Annotated in this window: 10 protein-coding genes; 6 read left to right on the top strand and 4 right to left on the bottom strand. The window is 68.2% G+C overall.

Annotated elements, in window-relative coordinates; genetic code table 11:
- The 3 genes from OO52_RS36855 to OO52_RS51770 all read left to right on the top strand — a co-directional run.
- Nucleotides 1–4,090: DUF6531 domain-containing protein (locus tag OO52_RS36855; protein WP_106972125.1), on the top strand; the 4,090-nt coding region annotated here is incomplete at its 5' end.
- A 13-nt stretch (nt 4,091–4,103) separates the two neighbouring features.
- A complete protein-coding gene (locus OO52_RS36850) occupies nt 4,104–4,454 on the top strand; it encodes a hypothetical protein (RefSeq protein WP_030652302.1) in 351 nt (116 codons plus the stop codon).
- Between the two features lie 409 nt (nt 4,455–4,863).
- Nucleotides 4,864–5,016: a hypothetical protein gene (locus OO52_RS51770; protein ID WP_167347942.1), complete on the top strand. Its 153-nt coding sequence runs from the start codon at nt 4,864–4,866 to the stop codon at nt 5,014–5,016.
- A gap of 75 nt (nt 5,017–5,091) precedes the next feature.
- Here the strand turns inward: OO52_RS51770 and OO52_RS36845 are convergent, their stop codons facing one another.
- A complete protein-coding gene (locus OO52_RS36845) occupies nt 5,092–5,583 on the bottom strand; it encodes a hypothetical protein (protein ID WP_030652299.1) in 492 nt (163 codons plus the stop codon).
- Nucleotides 5,584–5,714: 131 nt separating this feature from the next.
- Entirely contained in the window at nt 5,715–6,158 is a 444-nt protein-coding gene (locus OO52_RS36840) for an ATP-binding protein (protein ID WP_051818781.1), read from the bottom strand.
- 204 nt (nt 6,159–6,362) lie between these two features.
- Between OO52_RS36840 and OO52_RS36835 the strand changes: the two genes are divergently transcribed.
- The 3 genes from OO52_RS36835 (at nt 6,363) to OO52_RS36825 (ending at nt 8,953) form a co-directional block, all read left to right on the top strand.
- On the top strand, nt 6,363–7,214 hold the full coding sequence (locus OO52_RS36835; protein WP_030652293.1) for a helix-turn-helix domain-containing protein: 852 nt from the start codon (nt 6,363–6,365) through the stop codon (nt 7,212–7,214).
- A 6-nt stretch (nt 7,215–7,220) separates the two neighbouring features.
- On the top strand, nt 7,221–7,418 hold the full coding sequence (locus OO52_RS36830; protein ID WP_030652290.1) for a DUF397 domain-containing protein: 198 nt from the start codon (nt 7,221–7,223) through the stop codon (nt 7,416–7,418).
- 191 nt (nt 7,419–7,609) lie between these two features.
- On the top strand, nt 7,610–8,953 hold the full coding sequence (locus tag OO52_RS36825) for a M14 family metallopeptidase (protein WP_030652286.1): 1,344 nt from the start codon (nt 7,610–7,612) through the stop codon (nt 8,951–8,953).
- Nucleotides 8,954–8,956: 3 nt separating this feature from the next.
- Here OO52_RS36825 and OO52_RS36820 read toward each other — a convergent pair whose 3' ends face one another.
- Both OO52_RS36820 and OO52_RS36815 read right to left on the bottom strand, forming a co-directional pair.
- Nucleotides 8,957–9,580 carry a hypothetical protein gene (locus OO52_RS36820; RefSeq protein WP_420711449.1) on the bottom strand — a complete coding sequence of 208 codons (624 nt, stop codon included), beginning with the start codon at nt 9,578–9,580 and terminating at the stop codon, nt 8,957–8,959.
- 37 nt (nt 9,581–9,617) lie between these two features.
- The gene (locus OO52_RS36815) at nt 9,618–11,096 is read right to left on the bottom strand and encodes a GntP family permease (RefSeq protein ID WP_030652281.1); all 1,479 of its coding nucleotides are present in this window, start codon (nt 11,094–11,096) and stop codon (nt 9,618–9,620) included.
- Nucleotides 11,097–11,208 lie beyond the last annotated feature (112 nt).

Genomic DNA, 11,208 nt, shown 5'->3' with positions numbered 1-11,208 from the left:
GGGCAAGGCCGACATCAAGGCCGCGCAGGACAAGCTCGCCGAGGCCCGCAAACAGCGCAACACCGCCGCCTCCGAAGCCCAGGGCAAGGTCAAGGCGGCGCTGGCCCACGCCCCCGCCGAGCCCCCGCCCCTGAACCGTCTCAAGGACGACTTCACCGACCAAGCGCTGTCCACCAGCATCGAACTGACCCACTTCGCCGGCGGCGTGGCCAAAGGCACCGCCGACCTGGTCGACTTCGTCCGCGGCCTGAACCCGACAGACCCGTACAACCTCACCCACCCCGCCGCCTACCTGCAGAACGTCAGCATGACGCTCTCCGGCCTGACCTCCACCGCCGCGCACCCCGAGCGGACCGCGAAGACCATGTGGGACGAGGCCCGCAAGGACCCCTCCGAGTTCGGCGGACGCCTGCTGCCCCAGTTCGTCGGCACGGACGGCCTCGGCATGGAAGCGGGCCTGGCCCGAAAGGCGGCGCAGGAGGGCGCCGAGCAGGGGTTGTTGCGCAACGCCGCCCGGGAAGCGGTGGAGAAAGGCCCGGAGGACGTCTCCCGGCGGCCGGGCGAGAAGGTCTGCGAGAAGGATCCCGTCGACGTCGCGACCGGCCGGATGGTGCTGCCGCAGACCGACGTCTCCCTCCCCGGCGCCATGCCCCTCCTCCTCAAGCGACAGTTCGAGTCGTCGTATCGGCTCGGTGGCTGGTTCGGCCCCACCTGGTCCTCCACGCTCGACCAACGCCTGGAGATCGACGCCCAAGGCGTGATCTTCGTCGGCGATGACGGCTTGACGCTGGCCTACCCGCACCCGGCGCCCGGCGTACCGACGCTCCCCAGCCACGGCCCCCGCTGGCCGCTGGACCGCACGGACGACGGTTACACCCTCACCGACCCCGAGTCCGGCCACGTACGGCACTTCGCCGACCGCTCCGAGAGCCTGGCGATGCTGGAACAGGTCGACGACCGCAACGGCAACTGGATCACGTTCGAGTACGACACGACCGGCGCCCCGCGGGCCCTTACCCACAGCGGCGGCTATCGCCTGATGCTGTCGACCGCCGACGGCCGGGTCACCGCCCTGCACCTGGCGGGCGCGGCAGCGGACGGCACCGACCAGGAACTGGTCCGGTACCGCTACACCGACGGCCGCATGAGCGAGGTCGTCAACTCCTCCGGACGCCCCACGCGCTTCCACTACGACGCCGAGGGGCGCATCACCTCCTGGACGGACACCAACGACAGCCACTTCACTTACGCCTACGACGACCAAGACCGCTGCACCCACCAGTCCGGCGCCGCCGGCCACCTGCGTTCCACCTTCACCTACGGACCAGTTGATCCGGACACCGGCGAGCACACCACGACGATCACCGACTCGCACGGCCACAGAACCCGCTACCTGATCAACCGCTGCTGCCAGGTCATCGCCGAGACGGACGCCGTGGGCGCGACCACGCGCTACGCCCGCGACCGCTACAACCGCCTGCTGTCCACAACAGGCGCCCTCGGCCATACGTCGACGTTCGAGTACGACGAGGCAGGCAACCTCACCCGGGTGGTCCGCCCGGACGGCCGCGAGGCACGGGCGGAGTACAACGATCTGGGGCTGCCGGTGAAGGTGGTGAACCCGGACAGCACCGTCATCCGCCGGACGTACGACGACCGGGGCAACCTCACCTCGCTGACGGACCCGGCCGGCCAGACGACCCGCTTCACTCACACGGAGGCCGGCCACCTGACATCGGTGACCGACCCACTGGGCCACACGACGACGGTGCTCTGTGACCGCGCCGGCCTTCCACTGGAGGTGACTGACCCGCTGGGCGTGGTGACCCGCTACGAACGAGACATCTTCGGCCGCCCCACCTCGATCACCGACCCGACCGGAGCGACGACCTGGCTGGAGTGGTCGGTCGAGAGCCACCTGACCCGGCGTACGGCCCCCGACGGCACCACGGAGACGTGGACGTACGACGGCGAGGGCAACTGCACGAGCCACACGGACCCGCTCGGCGGGGTCACCCTCTTCGAGTACACGCACCTCGACCTGCTGACGGCCCGCACGGGCCCGGACGGCGTCCGCTACGCATTCGACTATGACACGGAACTGCGCCTCACGAAGGTCACGAACCCGCAGGGCCTGACGTGGGAGTACGAGTACGACCCGGCCGGCCGCCTGGTGCGGGAGACAGACTTCGACGACCGCGCACTGGAGTACGCGTACGACGCGGCGGGCCGCCTGGCCTCGCGGCGCAACGCGCTCGGCGAGGTCACGTCCTTCGAACGCAACGAACTCGGCCAGGTCCTCCGCAAGAGCGCGAACGGCCGGATCACCACCTACGCCTACGACCTGACCGACCAACTGGCGCAGGCCGTTGGCCCCGACGGCACGACACTGACCGTGCTCCGAGACCGCTACGGCCGCCTGCACTCGGAAACGGTCGACGGCCGCACGGTGACGTACACCTACGACGCCCTAGGGCGCCGCACCACCCGCACCACTCCGACCGGAGCCAAGACGACGTGGTCGTACGACGCGGCGGGCCTCCACACGGGCATGGTGGCATCAGGCCGGGCGATCGGCTTCACCTATGACGAGGCGGGTCGCGAACTGACCCGCCACGTAGGTGACACGATCACCCTGGAGCAGACCTTCGACGCCTTGGGTCGTCTCACAACCCAGTCGGTGACCGGCGCGCAGGGCCGCAGGGTCCAACACCGGGCTTACACCTACCGGGCCGACGGCAACCTGGTCGGCATCACCGACGCCCTGTCCGGCACCCGCCGCTTCGACCTGGACGCGACGGGCCATGTGACGGCGATCCACGCGGCCGACTGGACGGAGCGATACGCCTACGACGAGGCAGGCAACCAAACCCAGGCAACATGGCCCTCGACCCACCCGGGCGCAGAGGCGACCGGCCCCCGCACCTACACGGGCACCCGCATTTCCCGAGCCGGCAACGTCCGCTACGAACACGACGCCCTGGGCCGCATCACCCTCCGCCAGAAGACCCGCCTGTCCTGCAAGCCGGACACCTGGCGCTACGCATGGGACGCCGAGGACCGCCTGACCTCAGTGGTAACCCCTGACGGCACCCTGTGGCGCTACACCTACGACGCCCTGGGTCGCCGCACGGCAAAACTCCGCCTGGCGGCAGACGCCGAGACAGTCGTGGAGCGGGTGGACTTCACCTGGGACGGCACCACCCTCTGCGAACAAACGACGACATCCGCCGACCTCCCCCACCCTGTCACCCTCACCTGGGACCACCAGGGCCTGCGCCCGGTCTCCCAGGCTGAACGCATCACCGCAGCGGAAGCCCCCCAGCAGGAAATCGACTTCCGCTTCTTCGTCATCGTCACCGACCTGGTCGGCACCCCGACCGAACTCGTCGACGAACAAGGCGACGTCGCCTGGCACACCCGCAGCACCCTGTGGGGAACAACAGCGTGGTCGACGAACAGCACCACCTACACCCCCCTGCGCTTCCCGGGCCAGTACTACGACCCGGAAACCGGCCTCCACTACAACTACTTCCGCTACTACGACCCGCAAACGGCTCGATACCTCACCTCGGACCCACTCGGACTAATCCCTGCGCCCAACCCCGTCGGCTATGTACCCAACCCGTGCACCTGGCTTGATCCGTTGGGACTTGCTGCGTGCACCCCCGGGCAGAGCGGTGCCGAAGTAGATCCGCGAAAACTGGACTATCTATTCAACAAAGACATCAAACAGGATTCACACAATTCTCCTCGCGCACGCCAGAATGAAGCACAACTCCACCGAATCGGCATTGACGATACCACCGAGATGCGCACGTACGTGACGGAGCACCTTAAGGACGCCTCCCGACAGCCATTCGAACGTTCTTTCACCAACACGTGGAAAGGTGGCAGCGGCGACTTCGGGGTCACAAGGTCAGTACTTTACGGTCCGCGCGGCGCACTGGAGGTGGAGAGCACCTGGCAAGTCCTGCCTGACGGAAACCACAGGTTGTCTACAGTAATCTTCCGCGGGAGCGGACCCGGCGTAAGTATCACCGGCAGCAAAGAGTATTGGCCGCCCTATGTCGAACGCGGGCCATCCTGACATGGAGATAAAAATGTACCGAGAATTTATCGTCCCCCAGGACGAGGAGATCCTCAACGCGATCGGCGAGTGGCCGCAGGCGGATGAAAGTGGTGCCCGCCTGCTTACGTGGCAAGGAAGCGAAGGAGCCTCGCTCACCTTTTCCTATGACACGCTGTCCAGATCCGTCAGGGTGCGCTGGATGCACGGCAACGGCGACGTAGTGCTGGACTTGTACCGTGAGGGCGCCACCCGACTGACGGTTTCCTCCACCGCGTCGGCGACGTACATCTCCATCGAATTCCACATGGGGGAATGCGCCGGCGAGGTAGTCATTCAAGCGTCGCCGGAACTGTCCGTGCAGGACCGGCTCCTGTACGTCTGACGTCCGCAAACCGCGGCGGCCAGCTGGTATGACGACGACTTGCTCTCGGCGGTACTGACGCGACGGGAAGCGGTATGGAGAAACGCGTCGGCACTAGCACGTCACCTCGATAGGACGATTCACATGCTCACCGACCTCTCGCCGTACGTGCAGCTTCTTGCCGGGCTGGAGGGGGCAGGGTCAAGGGTGGGCCGCAGGCTCATCGCCGAAGGCGACGCGAAGCGCCCTCGACGCGGCTCGCGGAAGCACGAGACTGGACCACAAGCGGGCGACCCAAGGGTCAGTTGCTCACTCCTCGGTGAACAGCTCCGTGGCCTCCACCGCGTGCACGGCCCGCTGGGCCCAGGTTTCCAGCCGGCCGAGATCTGTGCAGGCGTTCACCCGTTCGCGGACGGTGTCGAGCACGGGGATGCCGCGCCTTCCCAGGATGTACGGCACCTTCAAGCCGTCCAAGACCTACCCCGCCCCGCGGGGCGCGATGACCTGGTCCACGAACTGGGACGCGACGGCGGGCAACGCGTGGTCGAACACGGTCCCGCCGCACGCGCACGCCCTTCCGTGACCTGCCCCACTGAACGCACGGCGCCCGGACCCTCCCGGTCCGGGCGCTGTCCTGCGGGGCGCACCTGGCGTCATCTCAGGCCGGCAGGCATTCCGGGAAGTCCGCGGTGGTCTGCACCGACTCGGCCGGTACCCAGCCAGCCGTGGGGTAGTTGTTGACGGTGGTGACGACGAGATAGAAAGTGCCGTCACCGGCCGGGCTCTCAACGGTGCAGGCCGCGGAGACATCGCTACCGCCGGGCAGAAAAGCCACGACGTTGGCGTTGTCCTGCGGAGCCGAGAGAAGGTTGGTCGGTGTCACGCCGACCTGCGGAAGTGAGTTGGGTCGTCCCGGGACCCCCGATCCGATCGTGTGGTTGGCTCCGGTGACGTGGCCGGTTCCGGTGAGGATCTGTCCACACGACTGGTAGCTGTTCTCGTTGTGGCTTCCCTGATTGGTGATGACACACGGCCTGTAGCCGTCCCCGTCGTCCATCTGAGCGGCGTGGGCGGCGGTTCCCATACCGATGAAGCTGGTGAGGGCCAGAAGCGACGTGGTCGTGGCCAGTCCGCGGCGGGTGAAGGGCATATCGCACTCATTCCGTGGATTTTCCTGCGCTTTTGCTTCTTCATCGTGTCTTCCGGCGCCCCATGAATCATGGAGGCGTGACGGAGGCTTCGCCCGGATGGCTCACTGCCCCTCCGATGACATCGGCCACCTCAAGTAGGTGACTCGCCAGGCGAATTGACGCGCGGCGAAGCCGCCATTTCACACCACACGTACTTCCCCCGGTCCCCGAACCGCGCCGACGGCTGCCACCCCCAGTACTCCGCGCAGGCCGTCACCAGCCCCAGACCCCGCCCCTCCTCCCGCTCCAGCGCCTGCTCCAAGGGCACGGGCGGCTCAGGCGGCGCCGGGTCCGTGTCCCACGCCCCGATCCACACCACCCCCTCCCGCGAGCGTCGTACCCGTAGCGCCGCCGGCCCCTTGGTGTGCCGTACCGCGTTCGACACCAGCTCCGTCGCCAGGAGTTCAGCCGTCTCCAGCAGCCCGGTCAGCCCGTGCAGCGTCAGGATCACGCGCAGGGTCCGACGGCAGACGGTCACCGCTCTGGGGTCGTTGGGGATGTAGAGCGTGTAGTCCCAGGGTTCGTTCTCGGGCATGCGTCATCAACTCCGGTGAATGAGTGGGGGTCCGCTCGCGGTGGCATTGCCGCAGCCGTCGTGGCATGACGGCACGGTGCGCTTCCGCAGCGTGTGCGATGCGTCACCGATGGTAGGGCATAAATTTCATTCACAGCAAGCCGGTCACGTAACCTTGCCCTCGAACGAGTCGCCTCATAAGGGCCGTTCAGGAGAGAGGACGCCGTGCCGGCACGACGAAACCCCACAGCACGCCAAGTTCGCCTGGGCACCGAACTGCGGCGACTACGCGAGGCCGCCGGACTCAAGGCGACGGAGGCGGCGGCCCTGCTCGGGACGAACTCCGTGCAGATGAGCCAGATCGAGTCCGGCATCGCAGGGGTGAGCGAGCAGCGCGTGCGCCGGCTCGCCGCCAACTACGCCTGCGCGGACGACGCCTTGATCGACGCCCTGGCAGCCATGGCGACGGACCGGAAGCGCGGCTGGTGGGAGGAGTACCGAGGCGTCCTCCCTGCCGGGTACCAGGACCTCGCAGAGCTGGACCATCACGCCCGGTTCCGCAAGGACGTGGCGGTCATCAACGTGCCGGGGCTCCTTCAGACGGAGGAGTACGCCCGGGCCCTCTTCGCGTACATGAATCCGGAGTTCCCGGAGAGCGAGGTGGCCCTTCGCGTGGAGCACCGGATGAAACGGAGGGTCGTCATCGACGGGCCGGACCCCATCCCGTACGTGACCGTCATCCACGAGGCGGCGCTCCGTATCCGGGTGGCCGGGCGTGCCGCTTCCCGCGCCCAGCTCCACCGCGTCCTGGAGGTTTCCGAGGCCGATCACGTCACCGTGCAGGTCGTCCCGTTCGCCCTGGACGACTTCGCCGGGGCCGGGAGCGCCATGGTGCACCTGGGCGGAGCGGTTCCCCGGCTGGACACCGTCGTGCGCGATGCTCCCCACGGAACGGCGTTCATCGACTCGGAAGCACAGCTGGAGCACTTTCGAAGGCTGTTCCGTAGGGTGAGGGCTCAGGCACTGCCCCCTGAGCGGTCGCGTGACCTCATCCACCAGTTGGCGAAGGAGCTGTGAGGACCGGTGATCACCCCCACCTCGTGGAAGAAGTCGTCCTTCTCCGGCGGAGGTGAGGGCAACGACTGCGTCGAAGTCGCCGACATGGACACCCACATATCCGTCCGCGACTCCAAAGCCCCCGCCCGAGCCACCCTCACCTTCCCGGCCCGCGCCTTCGCCGCCTTCGTGGAAGCCCTGAAGGGCCGCCCCTCCGCGGACTGAGGGGCACGTCGGCGTCGCCCTGTCGTTTCCGGTCGTTCCCCCCGCCCATACTTGACCTGATCATGCCAACACCGCACGATGAGCGCCAACCCGCACAGCGAACCCACAGGGATTCCCTACGGAGGGCCCCCGTCGGTTCGCATCCGCACGTCGCACGGGAACACCCCACCTCCACCCCACAAGGAGAGTTCATGCGACTTCGCATCCGCGGCTCCGGCGCGCACGGCGGCAGACGTACCGCCGCTCTCGGTGCGCTGCTGGCCCTCGCGCTCGCCGCCCCGGTCTCGGCCGGCGTCGACCATGCCACCGCCGACAGTGTCCGCAAGGTCGAATCGGCCGACGACGGCGTTCGGCAGTACGAGATCCACCAGAGCACGACACCCGTGACGCGTACGGCCATTCAGGCGACCGGTGTCACCGTCGACGAGGCCGACGAAGAGACCGTCGTCGTGTCCGGACGGGCCGAGCAGATCCGGAGGCTGCGGCAACTCGGTTACGACGTACAGCCGTTGGGTGCGGTGCCACAGCGGTCCGGGGCGCGGCTCTACGACTTCCCCGGCGCCGACGCGAAGTACCACAACTACGCCGAGATGAACGCCGAGATCGACCAGCGGCTCGCCGCCTACCCGGGCATCATGAGCAGGCGGGTGATCGGGAAGTCGTACCAGGGACGCGACATCGTCGCCATCAAGGTCAGCGACAACGTCGGCACCGACGAGGACGAGCCCGAGGTGCTGTTCACCGCGCACCAGCACGCGCGGGAGCATCTGACCGTGGAGATGGCGCTCTACCTGCTGCGCGAGCTCGGGGCGGGGTACGGGTCCGACTCCCGGATCACCAGCATCGTCAACAGCCGGGAGATCTGGATCATCCCGGATCTGAATCCGGACGGGGGCGAGTACGACATCGCCAGCGGGTCGTACCGTTCGTGGCGGAAGAACCGGCAGCCCAACTCCGGTTCCTCGTACGTCGGGACCGACCTCAACCGGAACTGGAACTACAAGTGGGGCTGCTGCGGCGGATCGTCGGGGTCGACGTCCTCCGAGACCTATCGCGGGTCCGCCGCCGAGTCCGCGCCCGAGGTGAAGGTCGTCTCCGACTTCGTGCGCGGCCGGGTCGTCGGCGGCAAGCAGCAGATCAAGGCCGGCATCGACTTCCACACCTACAGCGAGCTGGTGCTGTGGCCGTTCGGGTACACCTACGCGGACACCGCCACCGGCATGACCGCGGACGACGCCGCCGCGTTCAAGGCCGTGGGGCAGAAGATGGCCGCCAGCAACGGGTACACGGCGGAGCAGTCCAGCGACCTGTACATCACCGACGGGTCCATCGACGACTACCTCTGGGGCGTGCACAAGATCTTCGACTACACCTTCGAGATGTATCCGACGTCCAGTTCCGGGGGCGGGTTCTACCCGCCCGACGAAGTCATCGAGCGGGAGACCTCCCGGAACAAGGACGCCGTGTTGCAGCTGCTGGAGAACGCCGACTGCATGTACCGGTCGATCGGCAAGGCCGCCCAGTACTGCGGTTAGGGGTCACGCCTCCTCGAAGTAGGCGTCGAGCACCGCGTCCAGCTGCTCGTCCCACTCCTTGAAGCGCGCCCTGGCCGCCGCCTCGATCTCGATCGGGTACCAGCGGCGGTCAGGGGTGTGCACGGTGATCGTGTAGCGCTTGCCGAAGCGGGGGGACTCCGTCTCCACCGCCGCGATCTCGTCCCAGCGGAACTCGCAGGCCTCCTCGTCCAGGCTGAGGCGGACGCCCTTGCGGTCGGCCACTATCCTCGCCCGGCGGTCGGACGCCTCGAAGACCGGGCCGTCGGCCTTGTCCTCCGCGTCCCTCTCGTCGGCGTCCGTCTCCTCCGCGTCCGGCTCGTCGGCGTCCGCCCGTTCAGCGGACGCCGGCTCGGAGGACGCCGGTCCCGGGGACACCGGTTCAAAGGACGCCCCTTCGGAAGACGGCGGCTCCTCCGCCCCCTTCGGCTCCGGCGACTTCGTCACCCCGCCCAGCGGCGTCGGGCCCGTGATCCCCGGGACGAAGGCCGGGTCGAAACCGGCGCCCAACACGGGCTCCGCCTTCACCGGTTCGGCCATCGGCGGCTGGGCCTTCAACGGCTCCCCGGCCTCGGTCGGCTTGCTGCTCGATCCTATGCGCTGCTCCACGGCGGCAGTATGGACGACTTCCCTGTGCCGGAACCAGTCAGCTCACGAACACGCTGACCACCGCCGCCACCACGAACCCCGCCAGTGACAGCACCGACTCCAGGACCGTCCAGGTCCGCAGCGTGTCCCGTTCGGTGATGCCGAAGTACTTGGCCACCATCCAGAAACCGCCGTCGTTGACGTGCGAGGCGAAGATGGAGCCCGCCGAGATGGCCATGATGACGAGGGCGGTGAAGGCCTGCGAGTGGTGGCCCTCGGAGAGCAGGGGCGCCACGATGCCCGCCGTCGTCACGATCGCGACCGTCGCCGAGCCCTGGGCGACCCGCAGGACCACCGAGATCAGGTAGGACAGGACGATCACGGGCAGGCCCACGTCGTGGAACGTGTCCGACAGCGCCTGCGCCACCCCGCTCGCCTTCAGTACGGCACCGAAGACGCCGCCCGCGCCGACGACCAGCAGGATGTTGCCGATCGGCTTCAGGGACGCCGTCGACACCGTCTCCAGGGACTTGCGGGACCAGCCGCGGCGGACGCCGAGCAGGTAGTAGGCGAGAAGGAGGGCGATCGTCAGGGCGACGAAGGGGTGGCCGAAGAACTCGACGACCGAGCGGCCGGTGGACGGGTCGAAGGCGATCGAGGAGAAGGTGGCGGCGAGGATCAGGATCAGCGGCGTACCGATGATGGCGAGGACCGTGCCCAGCGGCACCGGCTCCTCGCGCGGCTCGACACCCGAGGCGCGCTGCTCCTGGATGACGGCCCGCTTGGCCTCCTCCGCCGCCTCCACCATGTCCTGCGGTACGGCGACGAAGATGCGGCGGCCGACCCACGCGGAGAACGCCCAGGCGGCCAGTACGGCGGGGATGCCGCACACGACGCCCATCAGGATGACCCAGCCGAGGTCGACGTGGAGCAGTCCGGCGGCGGCCACCGGGCCCGGGTGCGGGGGCAGGAAGGCGTGGGTCATCGACAGGCCGGCCAGCAGGGGCAGGCAGTACAGGAGGATGGACCTGCCGCTGCGCTTGGCGGCGGCGTAGACGATCGGCGCGAGGACGAAGATGCCGACGTCGAAGAAGACCGGGATGCCGAAGATCAGGCCGGTCAGGCCCATGGCGAGGGGGGCCCGGCGCTCGCCGAACAGGGCCAGCAGGCGCGAGGCCAGTACCTCGGCGCCGCCACTGACCTCCAGGACGGCGCCGAGCATGGTGCCGAGGCCGATGATGATCGCGACGTGGCCGAGGATGCCGCCCATGCCGGACTCGATGGTGGAGACCGCGTCCGAGCGCTGGACCGTGCCGAAGAGTTCGGTGACCGACAGGCCGGCCAGCAGGCCGACGGCTATGGAGACGGCGAGCAGGGCGACGAAGGGCTGGAGCCTGACCTTGATGATCAGGAAGAGAAGCAGGGCGATGCCCACGGCGGCGACCGTGAGCAGTCCGGCCGTGCCGTCGACGAGGACGAGCAGGCCTCCGGTGTGGGGTGGTGCGGCGGGGGCGGGGGCGGCGAGCGGATAGGACATACGGGGGTCCTCTACGTAAATGCATACTGCTTTCGGGCAGGGGGGAGCGCGGCACGGCGCCCCGTGAGGTGCCGTGCCGTACAGGACGTGCGGGTGGTACGGGAGGTGAGGG

Source organism: Streptomyces flaveolus (assembly GCF_000716535.1).
GTDB classification, from domain to species: domain Bacteria; phylum Actinomycetota; class Actinomycetes; order Streptomycetales; family Streptomycetaceae; genus Streptomyces; species Streptomyces flaveolus_A.
The sequence above is the reverse complement of the archived record's forward strand: the minus strand, read 5'-3'. Positions and strand labels throughout refer to the sequence as shown.

What these genes read in the sequence shown, in the direction of transcription:
- OO52_RS36850 (WP_030652302.1), top strand. Translation starts at nt 4,104, where the DNA reads ATGTACCGAGAATTTATCGTCCCCCAGGACGAGGAGATCCTCAACGCG.
- OO52_RS51770 (WP_167347942.1), top strand. Translation starts at nt 4,864, where the DNA reads ATGCCGCGCCTTCCCAGGATGTACGGCACCTTCAAGCCGTCCAAGACC.
- OO52_RS36845 (WP_030652299.1), bottom strand. Translation starts at nt 5,583, where the DNA reads ATGCCCTTCACCCGCCGCGGACTGGCCACGACCACGTCGCTTCTGGCC.
- OO52_RS36840 (WP_051818781.1), bottom strand. Translation starts at nt 6,158, where the DNA reads ATGCCCGAGAACGAACCCTGGGACTACACGCTCTACATCCCCAACGAC.
- OO52_RS36825 (WP_030652286.1), top strand. Translation starts at nt 7,610, where the DNA reads ATGCGACTTCGCATCCGCGGCTCCGGCGCGCACGGCGGCAGACGTACC.
- OO52_RS36815 (WP_030652281.1), bottom strand. Translation starts at nt 11,096, where the DNA reads ATGTCCTATCCGCTCGCCGCCCCCGCCCCCGCCGCACCACCCCACACC.